The sequence below is a fragment of the Anaerotruncus colihominis genome (assembly GCF_010206195.1).
GTDB lineage: Bacteria > Bacillota > Clostridia > Oscillospirales > Ruminococcaceae > Anaerotruncus > Anaerotruncus colihominis_A.
In genome coordinates this window covers 349,770-366,857 of sequence record NZ_VIQT01000009.1, presented here as the reverse complement: position 1 = coordinate 366,857, position 17,088 = coordinate 349,770, and the positions used below count along the sequence as shown (strand labels likewise).

Annotated in this window: 20 protein-coding genes; 16 read left to right on the top strand and 4 right to left on the bottom strand. The window is 50.1% G+C overall.

The genetic code is table 11. The annotated features are described in order from the left end of the window. Positions 1-189: 189 nt before the first annotated feature. From FMM72_RS05940 to FMM72_RS05890, 11 genes are all read left to right on the top strand, one after another. Positions 190-402 carry a hypothetical protein gene (locus FMM72_RS05940; protein ID WP_162220853.1) on the top strand — a complete coding sequence of 71 codons (213 nt, stop codon included), beginning with the start codon at positions 190-192 and terminating at the stop codon, positions 400-402. A gap of 281 nt (positions 403-683) precedes the next feature. Further along, complete coding sequence (locus FMM72_RS05935) at positions 684-1,394, top strand: rolling circle replication-associated protein (protein ID WP_162220852.1); 711 nt, start codon at positions 684-686, stop codon at positions 1,392-1,394. Further along, positions 1,381-1,731 (top strand): hypothetical protein, encoded by a 351-nt coding sequence (locus FMM72_RS05930; protein ID WP_162220851.1) that lies wholly within the window; start codon positions 1,381-1,383, stop codon positions 1,729-1,731. The genes FMM72_RS05935 and FMM72_RS05930 overlap by 14 nt, the downstream gene beginning before the upstream one ends. A gap of 23 nt (positions 1,732-1,754) precedes the next feature. Further along, positions 1,755-1,943, top strand: coding sequence for a hypothetical protein (locus tag FMM72_RS05925; protein WP_162220850.1), 189 nt, complete (start codon positions 1,755-1,757; stop codon positions 1,941-1,943). 49 nt (positions 1,944-1,992) lie between these two features. Beyond that, the gene (locus FMM72_RS05920) at positions 1,993-2,163 is read left to right on the top strand and encodes a hypothetical protein (RefSeq protein ID WP_162220849.1); all 171 of its coding nucleotides are present in this window, start codon (positions 1,993-1,995) and stop codon (positions 2,161-2,163) included. A gap of 243 nt (positions 2,164-2,406) precedes the next feature. After that, positions 2,407-2,616, top strand: coding sequence for a hypothetical protein (locus tag FMM72_RS05915; protein WP_162220848.1), 210 nt, complete (start codon positions 2,407-2,409; stop codon positions 2,614-2,616). A 12-nt stretch (positions 2,617-2,628) separates the two neighbouring features. Further along, complete coding sequence (locus tag FMM72_RS17375) at positions 2,629-4,206, top strand: hypothetical protein (protein ID WP_279285975.1); 1,578 nt, start codon at positions 2,629-2,631, stop codon at positions 4,204-4,206. After that, entirely contained in the window at positions 4,124-5,296 is a 1,173-nt protein-coding gene (locus tag FMM72_RS05905; protein ID WP_162220847.1) for a MucBP domain-containing protein, read from the top strand. Before FMM72_RS17375 ends, FMM72_RS05905 begins: the two co-directional genes overlap by 83 nt. A 431-nt stretch (positions 5,297-5,727) precedes the next feature. Beyond that, a complete protein-coding gene (locus FMM72_RS05900) occupies positions 5,728-6,189 on the top strand; it encodes a hypothetical protein (protein WP_162220846.1) in 462 nt (153 codons plus the stop codon). Between the two features lie 3 nt (positions 6,190-6,192). Next, positions 6,193-6,447: a hypothetical protein gene (locus tag FMM72_RS05895; protein ID WP_162220845.1), complete on the top strand. Its 255-nt coding sequence runs from the start codon at positions 6,193-6,195 to the stop codon at positions 6,445-6,447. Then, a complete protein-coding gene (locus tag FMM72_RS05890; protein WP_162220844.1) occupies positions 6,447-7,307 on the top strand; it encodes a zonular occludens toxin domain-containing protein in 861 nt (286 codons plus the stop codon). Before FMM72_RS05895 ends, FMM72_RS05890 begins: the two co-directional genes overlap by 1 nt. Positions 7,308-7,355: 48 nt before the next feature. On the opposite strand, the gene FMM72_RS05885 is transcribed toward FMM72_RS05890, so the two are convergent. Together FMM72_RS05885 and FMM72_RS05880 are read right to left on the bottom strand one after the other, a co-directional pair. Next, positions 7,356-7,613, bottom strand: coding sequence for a hypothetical protein (locus FMM72_RS05885; protein WP_162220843.1), 258 nt, complete (start codon positions 7,611-7,613; stop codon positions 7,356-7,358). 21 nt (positions 7,614-7,634) lie between these two features. Beyond that, positions 7,635-7,859 carry a hypothetical protein gene (locus tag FMM72_RS05880; RefSeq protein WP_162220842.1) on the bottom strand — a complete coding sequence of 75 codons (225 nt, stop codon included), beginning with the start codon at positions 7,857-7,859 and terminating at the stop codon, positions 7,635-7,637. Between the two features lie 544 nt (positions 7,860-8,403). On the opposite strand from FMM72_RS05880, the gene FMM72_RS05875 reads away from it, so the two are divergent. The 4 genes from FMM72_RS05875 to cimA all read left to right on the top strand — a co-directional run bounded on the left by FMM72_RS05875 (position 8,404) and on the right by cimA (position 12,429). Further along, a complete protein-coding gene (locus FMM72_RS05875; RefSeq protein WP_347561242.1) occupies positions 8,404-9,456 on the top strand; it encodes an IS30 family transposase in 1,053 nt (350 codons plus the stop codon). 22 nt (positions 9,457-9,478) lie between these two features. Then, positions 9,479-10,177: a nuclease-related domain-containing protein gene (locus FMM72_RS05870; RefSeq protein WP_162220841.1), complete on the top strand. Its 699-nt coding sequence runs from the start codon at positions 9,479-9,481 to the stop codon at positions 10,175-10,177. A gap of 226 nt (positions 10,178-10,403) precedes the next feature. After that, positions 10,404-10,847 carry an SRPBCC family protein gene (locus tag FMM72_RS05865; RefSeq protein ID WP_162220840.1) on the top strand — a complete coding sequence of 148 codons (444 nt, stop codon included), beginning with the start codon at positions 10,404-10,406 and terminating at the stop codon, positions 10,845-10,847. Beyond that, a complete protein-coding gene (gene cimA / locus FMM72_RS05860; protein ID WP_160208517.1) occupies positions 10,825-12,429 on the top strand; it encodes a citramalate synthase in 1,605 nt (534 codons plus the stop codon). The genes FMM72_RS05865 and cimA overlap by 23 nt, the downstream gene beginning before the upstream one ends. Before the next feature lie 96 nt (positions 12,430-12,525). On the opposite strand, the gene FMM72_RS05855 is transcribed toward cimA, so the two are convergent. Continuing rightward, a complete protein-coding gene (locus FMM72_RS05855) occupies positions 12,526-13,902 on the bottom strand; it encodes an NAD(P)/FAD-dependent oxidoreductase (protein ID WP_160208519.1) in 1,377 nt (458 codons plus the stop codon). After that, positions 13,899-15,134 (bottom strand): glycosyltransferase, encoded by a 1,236-nt coding sequence (locus tag FMM72_RS05850; RefSeq protein WP_162220839.1) that lies wholly within the window; start codon positions 15,132-15,134, stop codon positions 13,899-13,901. The genes FMM72_RS05855 and FMM72_RS05850 overlap by 4 nt, the downstream gene beginning before the upstream one ends. A 432-nt stretch (positions 15,135-15,566) precedes the next feature. Here FMM72_RS05850 and FMM72_RS05845 point away from each other — a divergent pair, with 432 nt between their 5' ends. After that, positions 15,567-17,018 (top strand): nicotinate phosphoribosyltransferase, encoded by a 1,452-nt coding sequence (locus FMM72_RS05845; protein WP_180322889.1) that lies wholly within the window; start codon positions 15,567-15,569, stop codon positions 17,016-17,018. Positions 17,019-17,088: the final 70 nt, after the last annotated feature.

Below are 17,088 nucleotides of genomic sequence, written 5' to 3'. Positions count from 1 at the left end.
ACCGGTTGACAGCAGGCCGCCTTTATGAAGGCAGCATCGCTTACTATGGCCGCACGCCGTATCTGTACTGCACAGACGATTCCGGGAAACAGAGGATTTATCCCGAGGCTTATTTTGTGAGAGCGGGTGTTTCATTTGCCGGGAAAGCCCAAACGCAAACACAAACCAGATAACAGGAGGAACACAACCATGTATGAGACAACCATTTTAAGCGTACAACAGACGACTTTCAAGGGCAAAGACGGAGAACCTGACCGGATTATGTGGAAGGTTTACTGCGCCGACAGCACGGGCGCGGTCGGCTGCATCTATTCCACGAAGGAACGCAAAGCCGGTGAATTGGCCCAACTTGACCTTGTGGTAAACCGTGACGGTCGGTTTACCGCAAAGCTTTTGGATTAGCCCGCCTTTTGGGGGCGGCATCCATAACCGGGGCGCCGCCCCCCGGAGGGGGCGCTACTTGATAAGTGCCACAAAGTGTCATCACATCAGATGATTGTATTTTGTCCCCGGCAATGGACTATGAAGTTAAATACAACTGCAAAGTCCGTTATTTTCCTGACAACCAAATCAAGATCACATGCTTTTCAAGACCGGTATTTAATCCACTGAAAGCCGAACCTTACGGAACCGAACCAAAAGAACCCGTATCCTTAAAAGAATACGACCCGGAGACTGGCGAAATGGCTTACAAATTTGTAGAAGGAAAGACAATTTACTCCCCGTTTGAAGATCGATACGTCCCAATTACCCTGTATAAAGAGCCGGGAGAAAAGAGGACGCGCACCGACAGCGTCAAGCGGGCGATCGATAAGGCGTTTGAAATCGGCCTTGCCAATCAGTTCCGGTACTTCATAACGCTGACGCTTGATCAGGAGAAGATCGACCGGTACGACACGGTGAAGATTTACCCGAAGCTACGCGTCTGGTTAAGCAACATGGTACAGCGCCACAAAATGGATTACCTTCTGTTCCCGGAATACCATAAGCCCCGCCCGGGCGAAACCGAATGCGCAATTCACTTTCATATGCTTGCAAACGCGGACAGGCTGAATCTTTCCGACAGTGGCAGACAGACGGAGAACGGGCAGACGATCTACAACCTTTCGGGCTGGAAGTACGGCTTCAGTACCGTCATAGAGCTGGACGGACGGCCCGCAATCATCAAGTATGTGACGAAGTACATAACCAAAGGCAATGAGAAGATTTTTGGCAAGTTCTATCTTTCCGGCGGCAAGACGCTCAAACGGGAAGTCCCCGCCGAATTCATGAATATTGATTACGCATCGTTCGAGGGGCAGGAATACGCAATCCCCGGTACGGGTATGCGGGTCAAATACAAGACGTTCAATTTAGATTGGGACGAAGGGGAATTGCCGCATGAACCGTCATAACCGCTTTACCCCGCAGTGGGTGTTCCTGCTTTGCGGCACGCTGCTTGTTTTCATCGCGCTGTTTCTGGTTCTTCCTGTCGCCATATCCGCTGAGGATACCGAACCGGAAATGATGGACGTGCAGTCCGGCGCGGGATGGATTTACCCTGAGCCTGTTCTGGATTCAGGCGGCGCGGATTCCTTACAGCTTACGAGCCAGCAGCTTGACGATCTCGCGGCTTTGCGCCGCAATTCGGATATTGTCCTGTACGGCGTATTCCCCGTTGCTGTCAGCCTGATTCTGCTGATATGGGGTGCGGTCTGGTTTTACCGCACCTTCATAGAAAGCGGTTTGTAAATCAAAGGAAAGGAGGAAAGCCCATGCCGACAATGGTAATCCTTGATTCGGGCGTCCCGCCGTCCGTACTGACGCCGGAGGACATGACGCCGATCATGGACAGCGTTGCCGCTAATATCGGGGTGCTGCTCCCGATTGTGCTTGGCCTTGCGGCGGTCTTTATCGGGATTAAGATTGTGCCGCGCCTGCTCTCCCGGTTCACCAGATTCTGATTGTTCCCGCCACAGCGGTAACATAACAAAATTTTAAAGGAGGTTTATCATGGACACTACGCTACCGACAATTGCCATTACGGAGGAAATGCTGACGCCGCTTGTTGAGGGCGTTGTCGCCAACATCGGCGTGATTTTGCCGATTGGCCTTGGCCTGTTTGCAATCTTCCTCGGCATCCGCATTATCCCCGGCCTGATTTCACGTTTCGTACATATGTAATCAGCGCCTTGCGGCGGCGGCCTGACAAGGCCGCCGCCCATTCTTATCAGGAGGGATTTAACAATGTGTATCTGCTTGACCGCTTCGCAGGCTGTCTTGGAACAGATTGCAAAGCAATTTGGAATATTGGCCGCCCTGTTTTTCCTGCTGGGGGTTGTTTTTTCGTTAGGCTTATGGTATGGCGCAGAGTTGTTTAAGATGTTGTATCGCAGCTACAAAAACCGAAAAAAGGAGGGATGATTTATGCTGTTTCCAATACTTACTTTAGCCGCGTCCTTTCCAACGGATGGACGCAAGTTTTATGTTCCTTGGGATCCAACTTATTATCAAGCGGGAGCCGCTTTAATTCGTAATCATGTGGGTGTTGCTTTTAATATCAGCCTATGGATTTTTATTATAATTTTAGTGATTCTGTTGATATTTAGAATTGTTGGTCGTTTTGGTCGGAAATAAGGAGGTGACAATATGAAACGTTTTCTTTCCATCTTTACAGCCGCTTTCCTGCTTCTCACCTGCTCCATACCTGCGTTTGCCGGCTGGTCGGACGACAGCGCGGACAAGGTCTTTATTCCGGATGTACCGTCGTTTGTATCCCCAAACGGCAATACGGCTTTGCAGTTTGAGACTACCAACAAAGATATCCAAGCAGACTTTATAGACAATTTAAGCGACGCGCCATATCTGGTGCTTTTACGTCAGGAGCTTACAAACGGCTACTACGAGGGCAAATACATCGGCGACGACCGCCGCTGGTGGGTGTATATTGTACGGTTCCCAACCAAAAAACCTGCAAGCACGCTTTTAGGCGAATTTTCTTATCGCAATCCGCGCGACGCTGACCCGATGCAGTTTATGCCGCATGTGCAGGGGGCAAAGTACATCCTTTTGCAGTACGACTTTAAAAAGGACAAGCTGATTTGCAACAACCAGATTTACGACGCGACGCAGATGCTTCATTTTTCCTATGTGATCGATGCGTCGCCGCTGGCCGGTTCGATTCCGAATTATCCGTTTAAGAATACGCTTGTCGCTTCTGCCGCCAGTTCGGGGAAATTCAACGTACTGCCCGAAAAATTTGAAATACCTGTCAACGGGAAAGACATCAACCGGTATTATGACTGGTGGCTTCCAATCCGTACAGGGACGATGCCCCCGGAGATTACAGACCCCGATCCTGACCCTGACCCGGATATCAATATAGATACGGATGGCGACGGGATACCAGATGTCAACATCGATACAGACGGGGACGGCAAACCGGACGTCAACATTGATACCAACGGGGACGGCAAACCGGACGTCAACATTGATACCAACGGGGACGGCAAACCGGACGTCAACATTGATACGAACGGCGACGGCAAGCCAGATATCAATATCGATACAGATGGAGACGGCAAGCCGGACGTCAACGTTGATACAAACGGCGACGGTAAACCGGACGTCAACATTGATACCAACGGGGACGGCAAACCGGACGTCAACATTGATACGAACGGCGACGGCAAGCCGGACGTCAACGTCGATACGAACGGCGACGGGAAACCCGACGTCAACATAGATACGGACGGGGACGGCAAGCCGGACGTCAACATTGATACGAACGGGGACGGGAAACCGGACGACAACATAGACACAGACGGCGACGGTTGGCCGGATGAAAACGTAAAGCCGGGAGGTTCCGGCGGCGGTCCCGGCGGGGGCGGCGGCGGAACCTCTGGCGGCGGATTGGACATACCGCCGAAGGACGACGACTGGGAGTATAAGGGATGGCATTTATTTGACCCGTTCGATTACGACTACACACCCCCCGGCAGTTCGTGGGACGATTACGACCCATTGGACGGGTACGACCCGTTCGGCTCCTCTATCCCGTGGGAATTCGATATCCCGGACAACAATATCTACCATAATCCTTGGTGGGTGCCCGACTGGGCGAAAAATACAGGAGTGATGATTTATGAAAAAATGGAAACGATTCTTAGCGAGCGTTTGCGCAGCCGTATGCGCGGCGGGCTTTTCGCTTCCTTCCTTCGCGGCTGATTTTCTTCCCGAGCATTGGGAAAAGGCGCGGCAGGCGCTTACACATGTCAGCGGTTCGGATGGTATTTATTCTTTTTCTCCCGATTTAAGCGGCATGAATGCGGAAGCACTTTCCGTATGGGAACAGATTCAAGCGGATTTTCAAGATGAAAACAGGACGATTCTTTTCAGTTGTATGCTCCGCGCGGATACAGAAAACGTCGAGTATTCGTTTTCTTCTTATGATAAAAAGAGCGCACAGCTTTCACCGGCTACCGGACAGGGCAATGATTATGTAAGTCTCGGATATAAATCATCCAGCAGTTATTCTGTCCGATTTTTGTATGACGCTGATACGGGGGACTTATCTTATTTGAAGCATGTATCGGAAACTTCCAATCGTGTTGCGTATGCGGAATACTATAAAGATTCTGAACCGGAACCCCCTGTGTGGTATTTGCGGCCGTCTTACTCTTACGAATCAGATCCTGTTTTTTCCGATATTAAAGGATTTTCTTTTGGTACCCCTGCGCCGGCAGAACATACCCTGACCATTCAATACCAGTATGAGAACGGCTCGCAAGCTGCTGAACCAGCTATACGATTTCTTGCGGCAGGCGATTCATATGAGGTCGTTTCCCCTGTTTTGAGCGGTTACACCGCAGATAAGCCAACGGTTTCCGGGACGATGTCTGACAATGATTTGACGATTACCGTTACATATACGGCTATGCCTCCCACAACGACAGAGCACACCCTAACCATCCAATACCAGTATGAGGACGGCTCTCAGGCTGCTGAACCAGCTGTCAAAACATATCAGGCCGGGGCGGCTTATCAGGTTGTATCGCCTGTTTTGAACGGTTACACCGCAGATAAGCCAACGGTTTCCGGTATGATGCCTGACAGTGACTTGACGATTACAGTTATTTACACAAAGTCATCCGGTGGTACAGGTTCCGACGACCCTTGGGATATTTCGCCCGGAACAGATTGGAGCAGTCCGTTTGAATGGTACGATGTTACATTAAATGCAACATGGGGAAGTCCTTTCAACTGGTTTGATATTTCACCTGATACACAATGGCACAGTACATTTCCATGGAGTTGATCGGCTTTGGAATATGTCGTTTTTTCTAAAGACGCTTTGTACGAGCTTTTTTACACATTGCGATATAACGCAGGAACTATTTTTAGCGTCTTTTTGATTGTTTTTATGATTTCCCTATCGATTTATGCGGCTATACAAATAATCAGCTTTGTTGGGAGGGGGCCGAAGCTTTGAAAAAAAGATGGTTTTTGATTCTCGTCATCCTTATTTTAAGCCTACACTCACTTCCGGTTCATGCTTTGTCCTGGCCGCCGCCCAGTTATGATATGCCCCGGACAGTTTTGAACAGCGAATCATTGGACTATCTCTCTGGAAGCGTCCGGATGTCATATGCATCGGTTACAAATATCGGTATCAAAATACTTGGAATCGTGCTTTCTGTTGGATTAATTTCTAAAATGTTTATTCATAAGGAATAGAGCGGTGTTGATATGAAGCGAAGAAGCCTTATTATCCTTTTGGCCGTTTTAGTCGCGTTCACGCTGTCAGTCCCTGTCCTTGCTGCGGACGGCCAGAGCCGGGGATTTTTTGACACGCTTGCGGACATCGGGATTTTTATCCGTGATCTGTTTGTACCGGACGGCAACTATTTCAACGACCAGCTTTCCAGCTTAAACGACCACATCAACAGCCGCTTTGCGGGGCTGGGGCAGCTTTACCAGATGATCAACGACTTTTTCAGGGTGCTTGCCAGCCCACCCGACATAAGCCTTAGGCTTACAATACCGAACAATTTTCTATTTCCCGGCTATCGCGGAACAAGGGTTGACTTCTTTGCATCAGCTCGCCCATATATAGATTTTCTTCGCAATGTTTTAAACGCAAGCGCCTGCCTGTTTACTGCGATTGCCTGCTATCATAAATTGCGGCATTTCTTCACCGAGGAGGGATAGCGCGTGATCATTGAGTTTTTCTGCAACATCTTCTTTGCGCTGGCACACTTTTTAATCAACCTGTTCCCGAAATTCCCCAGCTTCAGCGGCCTGAATATGTCCATGTCGCCGCTGCTCTATGTGATTAAATTCGTCAACATGTTTGTATCCGTTTCCCTTCTCAGCCGCTGCGCTATTATTGTTCTGATTGTCTATAACTTAAAATTCGTCTGGTCTATTCTGATGTGGTTAATCCGCAAGATACCGGGGGTGTCTTAATGATCGATATGGGTTCTGTGATTGGGAACATGTTCGCGCCCATCGGCGCTTTTCTCGGTTTGGTTGTTAAAATCATCGTCTGCGGCGGCTGCGCGCTTCTATTCGGTGCGCTGGCCTATTTCTTTATCCGGTATCATTTTAACCCTCTGCGGCTGCGTGTGGACGATCTGCGCGCGCCGTACATTAAAAACAAATGGCTTGATCTGTTCCGCTGGCTGCTCGTGGATTTCCTTGAACGCGACCTGCACCGGGGCGAATTCAACGAATACGGCTTCACGTTTTATGTAGGCCGCCAGGGCGCGGGCAAAACCATTTCCATGGTGCGGTATCTCGAGCTGATGAAAGAGAAGTACCCCAAATGCATCATTGTTACCAACTTTGCTTATTACCGCTCCGACCATATCATGACGGACTGGCGGGACATGCTGACGCTTCGCAACGGCACGGACGGGATTATCTTTGCAATTGATGAAATCCATTCGGAGTATTCGGCCAAAAGCTGGAACGACGTGCCGGAATCGCTTCTTTCCGAGGTATCCCAACAGCGCAAGCAGCGGGTGAAGATCGTGGCGACGGCGCAGTTTTTTACACGGGTTGCAAAGCCTTTGCGCGAACAGGCCGCGACGGTGGTAAGCTGCTCCACCTGGGCGGGACGGCTGACCAGAAACCGCGAATACGACGCGCTGCAATATGCCATGGTTATTGAAAACCCGGTCGCAGTCAAGCGCAAGGTCAAACCCCTGCACAAAGTAAGCTTTGTGCAGTCCGACGCTTTACGTGCCTGCTATGACACTTTTGAAAAGATTCGGCGCATGGAAAAAATACAGTTCTCCCCGCGCAAAGACCGAGGGGAGAGTTAACGCAAGACAGCCGCCCCGATCGGGGCGGCTGTCGTCTCATTTTACAGGTTATGGCCTGAACGGGTACATTCTTTCATTCGGCAGGCTGTCGTAAAGCTGCACCCAGTAGCCGGGCATCTTCTCCCACATCTGGCGGCGCACGTCGAATTCGGCGGTCACTTCCGATTCCACGACGGAGCACGGCACGCCGTTGATCTGCTTCATGCGGACATGCTTTTCGATGCGTTCCAGCTTTTGCGTCAGGTAATTATACCGGTATTCGCAGCGTTTGGCGGGGTAAATATCGCTATATACAAGTTCACTCATGCTGTTTCTCCTTCCACGGATTTACCAATCCTGATTCTCGAAATCGTGCAGAGCATTTTCAAGTTTGAAATAATATTTTGTATAAGCGTCAGCGAACGCTTCTTGCTTTTTAATGAGACTTTCGTCGGCGGTATCGCTTTCCTGTAATTCATACAGGAGTTTTTGCGCCTCCTTTTTCTTTTTTTGGATTTCTTCCGTTTTATCCTTTAGGAGTTTGTGGATGCACTTTAATGTGAAAATGTCCATATGTTCTTTTCCTTTCCTGTTGACAAAATTCGATTGGTTTGCTATTATTTGGGTGGATAAAGAAACCGCCTTTTTGCTTTGGGTTAAGGGTTGTGCTTTATTCCGCTATTTGCAGATACCATGTGCCAGCATGGTATCTACAGAAGTAGCGGTTTTGTGGGTTTGCCATGATAAAACACAGCAGGTCGTAAAGCCGTTTACTTTGCACATTCTCACCGCCTTTCTTTTTTAGAGGGCGGTTTCTTTATCCGCGCTTACCCCGTTCCCCAAGCTTGGAGTTGCCCCGTCGCCGGGGATGGAGGGGCTTGCCCCTCCTTGTTTACAAGGAGGCCGCGGGCGCGGCGGACAGTCAATAGACCGTGGGTTACAAAATGGTTACAAATGCGTTTTCGCACGCTCTGACAGGCTTTCCCGATACCTTCATTTGTAACTGTTTTGTAATCCGCGAAAGCTATTGACGGTTTGCCAAGCCTGTGGTACAAGCGCCTGCCCCATTCGATGAAAGGATGAGGCAGGAACACAAGCGGCGTGTAACGGCGACGGGGTGTTTGTTTTGAAGGGCAAGGGGACGTTTCGTCATTTAGGATATGCGGACAGGATTAAGATTGAGGCGTTACGGAAAACGGGGACATGCGTTAAAGAGATTGCGGCGCATATCGGCTGTTCTGTCAGTACGGTCTATCGGGAACTGAAACGGGGGAACTACAAACGGTTAACCTCCGAATGGGAGACGGTATCTGCTTACAGCGCGGACATTGCACAGCGGGACTATGATTACAAGGCCACGGCCAAGGGCGCGCAGCTTAAAATCGGGGATGACCATGCCTTTGCGGCGTACATAGAACGGAAGATCATTTCTGAGCGGTATTCCCCGGCTGCTGTCTTGGGAGAAATCCGGGCGCGGGGGTTGGCTTTTCAGACGACGGTCTGTGTTAAGACTTTGTACAACTACATTGACCGGCGTGTATTCTTGCGGCTTTCCAACGAACACTTGCCGCGCCGCAAGGATTCCAGGCGGCCATACTGCAAGGTTCATGCCAGGACAAAAAAGCCCCTATGCCAAGGCATAGGGGCTCGGCCGGCTGATATCCAGCGGCGTATTGAGATTGGCCATTGGGAAATGGATACAGCCATAGGCAAGGCCAAGGGGAAAGGACAGGTTTTGCTTGTGCTGACGGAACGCTTTACCCGGCAAGAAATCATTATGAAGCTGCGGCATAAGACGACAGCCGAGGTTGTCCATGCGCTTAACCGCCTTGAACGCAGGTACGGGCGGCGGTTCCCTCTGCTTTTTAAGAGCATCACGGTTGACAATGGCTCCGAATTTATGGACTGCGCGGGAATGCAGCAGTCTTACCGCTCAAAATCCCCGCGGACAAAGATTTACTATTGTCATCCTTACTCCGCATGGGAGCGCGGCTCCAATGAGAATGCCAACGCGATGATTCGGCGTTTTATACCCAAGGGAACGCCGATAGAGGACTACAGCGAGCAGGACATCCAGCGTATTCAGGATTGGATGAACCGCTATCCCCGCAAGATTCTTGATTACAAATGTTCTGACGATCTTTTTCTTGCTCACCTGAAAACCCTATGACTGCTTGAGGATGTGTGATAGTATGCATTTCTATTTTCTTAGTTTATGTTTGTGCGTCATACTGTTAATTTCTCTTGTGGGGTTCTTTATTGTTTTGTATGTTCGGTTTTCTGGTTATTTACAGGCAACGGGTTATTCTTTTTTCTCAGTACTTCTTAATACGGGGCGATATGGTGAAGCTCTATTGTTTTCAATGCTTGATTCCCGAAAAAGTCAAAAATACATCATTCCCAATGTGTATTTAAATACATATTCGGGTGCTTTAACAGAAATAGATTTGATTTTAATTACTTCCAAGGGCTTATTTATCTTTGAAAGCAAGAATTACAGCGGGAAAATTTATGGCAGTGAGCACAAACTTTATTGGGATGTATACTATGGGCGAAAAAAGTATCAAATTTACAATCCGGTTTTGCAGAATCGCACACATGTTAACGCTTTAATCCATAATTTTCCAATGTTAAGGACTAAGAATGTTTACTCTTTTGTAGTATTTGGGAATGGGAGTGTATTAAAAGTAACATCCAATGAAATCGTTATACATCGAAAAATGCTTTCTTCTGTTTTGGATAGATTAGGACAGTCCTTACCGGATGTTTTTGATTTGGATGAAATGGCCTTGTTGTTTGCAACTTTAAAGCTTTGTTCCAATCCCGAACATTCTGTAAAGAAGAGACATATTGAGTATGTATCCAGTTTAAAAAAGAAGCATTCTCAATAAAGAGATTGCTTCTTTTTTAGTTAAGTGTACAAATTTTTACGAATGCATTAAATTTTTCGCAATTTTACTTGCAATTCACCAAAAAATTTTCCAATTTTAGCGGATCGCGTTTGAGCGGCCATACATACAGGCACAGCGGCTTGTTACGCGGCGGGGATTATGCTATAATAATTAGATAAGGGAATGAACGGATGGCTAGATTATTTTTTTGAAGGGGAGACAGAAGATGAAAAGGGAGCGGATTGCACAGATGACATCTGTGTTTCATGCGCCGGTTGAACAGGTTTGGAACGTCGTTACAGATAATACAGACTGGAGCTGGCGCAGCGATCTGTGTGCAATCAAAGAAAAACCGGATGGTATTACCTTTATAGAGTATCCAAAAAAGGGTTCCGAAACGGTATTTAAAATTGTTAAGAAGGAACCTTTCCGGCTGTATGCGTTTCATATGGAGCACGCAATGTTTACCGGCGAATGGACGGGTGAATTTTCTGAGACGCCTTCTGGGGGCGCCTGTGTTGTATTTACGGAACGGTTGCAGATTCGCAATCCTCTTATCTGGCTGCTTTCATTCGTGATGATGGATCTACATGGTATGCAGGAACGCTATTTCCATGATCTGCGTGTGAAATTGGGGGAAAAGAGCGATGGAGAAACTAGAGATATTTGATTCGACATTGCGTGACGGCGCTCAGGGGGAAGGGGTTTCATTTTCCGTAGAGGATAAGCTGCGGATTGCAGGGGCGCTCGACCGTGCCGGCGTCGGCTTGATCGAGGCTGGAAATCCGTTCAGCAATCCAAAGGACGCTGAATTTTTCTGTCGTGCCAATACAGAGCTTTACCTCAAGCACGCGCGCCTGGTCGCCTTTGGTTCAACACGGCGGCGCGGCGTCAATGTCAGGGAGGATCAGAACTGCGCCGCGCTTCTGGCATCCGGCGCACCGTGCGCGGCGGTGTTTGGAAAGGGGTCCGCCTGGCAGGTACGTGAGGTGCTCTATGCAACGTTGGAAGAAAACCTTGAAATGATTTTTGATACGGTGCGCTGGCTGACAGACGCGGGGATGGAGACTTTTTTTGATGCCGAGCATTTCTTTGACGGCTATAAGGATGATCCGGAATATGCGATGCGTACGCTGCGCGCCGCCGCCGAAGCCGGCGCGCGCCGGCTTGTACTCTGCGATACAAACGGCGGCTGTTTCCCGGATGAAATAGAGCGCATCACTGCTGAAGCAAATGGATTGTTTCCGGGCATGATCGGCATCCACTGCCATAATGATACCGGCTGCGCTGTAGCGAATACAATCGCAGCGGTGCGCGCCGGCGCCTGTCATGTGCAGGGGGCGTATACGGGGCTTGGGGAACGCTGCGGCAACACGAACCTGTCGACCGTCATAGCTGATTTACAGTTGAAATTGGGATATGACTGCGTACCGGAAGATTGTATTTCACATATGACCGGCGCCGCCCGTATGATTTCAGAAATTGCGAATGTAAGTCTGCCGCACACCATGCCGTATGTCGGGAAAAGCGCGTTTGCCCACAAAGGCGGTATGCATGTAGACGGCGTGAAAAAGAACACCGCCGCTTTTGAACATGTCGAGCCGTCGTTGGTCGGCAATCAGCGACATATTCTCCTGTCGGAGGTGTCCGGGCGCTCCGCGATGATCGGAAAGATCGGTGAAGTCATTCCCGGACTTTCCAAACAGTCGCCGGAGCTGGATTTGCTGGTCGGCAAGCTCAAGGAGCTTGAGTATGCCGGCTATCAGTTTGAGGCGGCAACTGCAAGTTTTGAGATGGTGGTGCTCAAGGAGCTTGGACGCTTTAAGCCGTTCTTTACAGTCGAGCTGTTCCGGATTATCGGAGAACAGGACAGCGCGGATCGGCATATGGCCTCCGCGATGGTCAAGGTACGCGTCGGCGACCGTTATGAAATCACAGCGGACGAAGGAGACGGACCGGTCCATGCGCTTGACCGCGCGCTGCGCAAAGCGCTGAAGGTGTTCTATCCGGCGCTGTCCGGCGTACATCTGATCGACTATAAGGTGCGTGTGATGGATACCGGACGCGCGACGGCGGCGCTTGTGCGTGTATTGATTGAATCGTCCGACGGGGAAAGCGTTTGGACAACGGTTGGCGTTTCAACGGATATCATCAATGCTTCGCTTCATGCTCTCGCTGATTCGATCGAATATAAGCTCTATCGCGATCAGGCGGGAGCGTCGAAAAAGCAGGGGAAAGACTGTGCCGGGTGAGCCGTATTTCTTCCTGGCCCATACGCTCCCAGTCAATGTTTCATGCAGAGAGCCCGGACCAATATGTCCGGGCTCTCTGCATGAAACAAAACTGCTTTACTTTTTTGTGATCAGGTCCGCCACATAAAGACCGTTCGCCGCCGCCTGCGAAAGGGAGCGGGTGAATCCTGCGCCGTCGCCTATGGCATAGATACCAGAGCACCCATCGACTTCAAACTCCGTACATTTGGGACGCGCGGAATAATACTTACATTCGATCCCATAAAGCAGGGTGTCGTAATTGGCCGTACCAGGGGCTATTTGATCGAGCGCATGCAGCGTTTCAATGATATTATCAAGCTGGCGCTTGGGCATACACAGGCTCAAATCTCCAGGGACGGCGCCCAGAGTCGGACGCACGACGCCCTGGCGCAGACGCTTTTCATCTGTGCGGCGGCCAAGCTCCAGGTCGCCGAGACGCTGTACAAGTACGCTGCCGCCGCTGATCAGATTGGCAAGGCTCGCGACATGACGCGCATATTCAATCGGCTCCTTGAACGGCTGTGTGAAATTAGTGGTTGAAAGCAGCGCAAAGTTGGAGTTCTTTGTTTTGCGGGATTCTTCGCGGTAGCTGTGGCCGTTGACGGTCAGTACGCCGCCTGTGTTCTCCGTAACGACCTGTCCGCGGTCATTGAAGCAGAACATGCGGATAATATCGCCGTATCCCTTGGAGCGGTAACGGATTTTCGGCTCATAGATTTTCTTTGCAAAATCCTCCCACACCATTGAAGGAAGTTCAACGCGCACGCCGATATCAACCTGGTTATTGTGCAGAGGAATATCGTTTGCCTCGCACCAATCGCTGAAAAACTGGCTGCCGGCGCGTCCGACCGCGAAGATGATTTTTCCGGCCTGAAATGTCGATTCCCCGCCGGCGTTTCTGATTGTAACGTCATGCGTCTGTTTGTCCACAGCCGTAACACACGTATTGGGATAAATCTCGACGCGTTTGGAAAGCGCCTCAACCATATGCTTCATGGTTTCAAAGTTTGAATCCGTGCCGAGATGCTTTAACTGCGCCTGGCTCATATGAAGATCAAACTCCAGACACCGCTTTTTTAGCTCGTTGCTCGGCTGAAACCGCTCATGCGTGGCGCCAAAGCTGACAAGAATCGCGTCGGCCTGTTCGATATAGTCGATGACCGTTTCATCCGGCAAAAATTCTGTCAGCCATCCGCCGTATTCTGTGCTGATGACATATTTTCCATCGGAAAATGCGCCGGCTCCCGCCAATCCCTCCATAATGGCGCACGATTTACACTTGATGCATGTGCCGACCTTTTTGGCGATGATCGGACAGATACGGTTATCAAGCGCATGTCCTTTCTCCAACAACGCTACGGACAGGGAAGGGACGAGCTCTGATATGCGCCAGGCGGCCATCAGGCCGCTGATACCCCCGCCGATGATTGCAATATCATAATTCTGCTTCATTTTGACGACCCTCCCTTGCGTATGCGAAAATACAGCCGGAACCGGCGTGCACGCAGACGCTTGCGCTGCTTTTGAATGAAAGCGTTGTGATATACCTTCAGGACATACTGGGCAAGATCTACAGCTCCGCTTTGCTCGACGGAGGCGCGCGTCGATGCGCGCAAGGCGTCCAGCTGGTCGGCTGGCAGATCGCGCAGCATTTGGATTTTAGCCGCCATATCCTGCGGATCGGAAAAGATATAGCCGTTGACGCCGTCGCGGACTTGTCCCTCGTTGAGCGGATCGACGATCTGCAAAACCGGCAGGCCGGTCGCCATTCCCTCAAGCATCGAAATGGAATTTGTATCGGAGGTGGAGGCTGTGATGTAAAAATCGCATGCGGCAACATACGGCGGCATATCTTCATGCAGGACCTTGCCTGCGAACGTCACCATTTGGTCGATGCCGAGCGACCGCGCCAGTTCCTCCAGTTCGGGGCGGACAGGACCGTCACCGACAATCAGCAGGCGGATATGCTCCTCCGGACGGATCGTCTGCTGCCAGTAGCGCAGCAGGATATCGACGCTCTTTTCACGTCCGAGCCGGCCGACAAACACGCCCAGGAATTCGTTGTCTGTATAGCCGTATTTTTCCCGGAAGGCGCGTTTTTGTTCTTCGCTGATGCGCTGCGGATTGAACAGATCCAGATCGACCGGGTTGGGGATGACACTGACAGGTTTGTAAACGCCGGCCTTACGAAAATACTCCTCACATTTTTTTGACGGGCCGGTTACAGCCTGCGCCGACTTGGCGAACAATTTTGTATATTTGTGCGAAAACTTTGTTGTCAAAGGTACAAGCGGCTGTGGGGCCACATAATAAATGTATTCGTCATACATGGTATGCAGCGTATAGACGAGCGCGACCCGAAGGATTTTGGCGATCATCATGCCGGAAAGCCCGATGCCGAATTCGTTGTGCACATGGATGATATCCGGCCGAAAGCGCGCGACATATTTCACGCGCGTTGTTGACAAAGGCATTGCAATGTCATAGCCATAGAACCGCTTGGAGGTGCGCGCGGGGCAATGCAGAATGCCGTCTGCAATAAAATGACGCCGCGCGTCAGCGTCGGCCGTCACGATCAGTACCTCATGCCCGAGGCGCTCCAATCCATCCTTTAGGGATTTAACGTGTGTCACAATGCCGTTGACATGTGGAAGATATGTTTCAGTAAACAATGCAATACGCATAGATAAAAGCTCCTGTCTTATGTATCGGTCAGCTGCTTGGCATCTATATATTTGGGGATGTTTCGGCAGCTATCAATAAAACGAATTCGGGCACGTCCCGTCTCCAAGAATTTTCAGAATAAGAAATAACGCTTTTTAATTATACCAAGCTTTCCCTTGGAAATCAAATTTTCTTTTCCCATAATTGGCAGGAAGCATTTGCCAAGCAGGAAAAAATGATGTAAACTATATGAATAATACTAGGGGCTGTTTGAAAAATCAAAATTGCCGTCTTTTTCTGCAAACAGCGGCGAACGCTGTGTTAAAAAGCCTTAGAATCTGAAAGGATTCCTGCGTTTTTTGCCTTGCATTCTCCTGCTGTCTTCGAACAATCCAGTAATTCCTCCATTTTTAAACAAGCCCTAGGGGAGATCACGAAATGAGGTGCGCAAAATGCCTAATGATATGAAGCGTAATTTAACCATGCTGACCGATTTTTATGAGATTACAATGTCGAACGGCTACTTCCAGTATGGGCTGGAGGATCGGGTTGCCGTGTTTGATATGTTTTTTCGCAAGATTCCGGATGGGGGCGGCTTCGCGCTGTTCGCAGGACTGGAGCAGATGGTCGAATATCTAAAGAATCTTGAATTTACGCAGGAGGATATTGAATATCTGCGGAGCAAGGGCATTTTCAGCGAGCCGTTTTTGGAATACCTGCGCCATTTCCGCTTTACATGCGATGTCTGGTCGGTCCGGGAGGGAACCCCGATCTTTCCGTATGAGCCGGTCGTCATTGTACGCGGCCCAATTATTCAGGCGCAATTGATTGAAACGATGATTCTTCTTACAATCAATCATCAATCGCTGATGGCGACAAAGGCAAACCGCATTGTGCGGGCGGCAGAGGGGCGGCCGATTTCGGAGTTTGGATCGCGCCGCGCGCAGAGCTATGATGCGGCGATGCTCGGCGCGCGCGCGACTTATATCGGCGGCTGCGCGGCGACTGCCTGTGCCATTGCCGACCGTGAATATGGGATTCCGGCTGTCGGTACAATGGCCCATAGCTGGGTACAGATGTTCGACAGCGAATATGAAGCGTTTAAAAATTACGCGATGGTCTACCCGGACGACAGCGTGTTTTTGATTGATACCTATAATGTTCTCAAATCCGGCGTGCCCAATGCGATTCGTGTTGCCAATGAGGTGTTGATTCCGCAGGGAAAGCGGTTGAAGGGCGTGCGCATCGACAGCGGCGATATCGCGTATCTTTCCAAAAAAGCGCGGCTGATGCTTGACGGGGCGGGGATGCAGGACTGTAAGATCATGGCGTCCAATTCGCTTGATGAGTATATTATCCGCGACCTGCTGCTGCAAGGCGCGCAGGTGGATTCGTTCGGGGTCGGCGAAAATATGATTACCAGTAAATCTGATCCTGTGTTCGGCGGAGTCTATAAGCTGGCTGCTGTTGAAAAAGATGGCGTGCTCGTGCCGAAGATCAAGATCAGTGAAACGATTGAAAAAATTACGACGCCGTGCTTTAAAAATGTTTACCGCTTTTATAATCGCGAGACAGGCCAGGCGATCGCCGACTATGTGACTGTGTATGGGGAGACGGTTGACGATACGCAGCCGATAACAATCTTTGATCCCGTCGCCACCTGGAAGCGTAAAACAATCAGCAATTTCCGCGCCGAATGCCTCCTGGTGCAGGTATTCGAAAAGGGCAGGTGCGTTTACGACCTGCCCGCGCTCGGAGATATCCGATCTTATTGCGCTGCGCAGGTGGACAGCCTGTGGGACGAGGTAAAGCGGTTTGAGCATCCGCATCGGTATTATGTCGACCTGTCTGACCGCCTGTGGCGGGAACGAAACGATCTTTTGGAGCGTATCAGCGTGGAATGAGCGCCCGAAAATACAGACAAAACCCCGGATCATGTGATCCGGGGTTTTGTTATAGAATGGAATGGAGCAT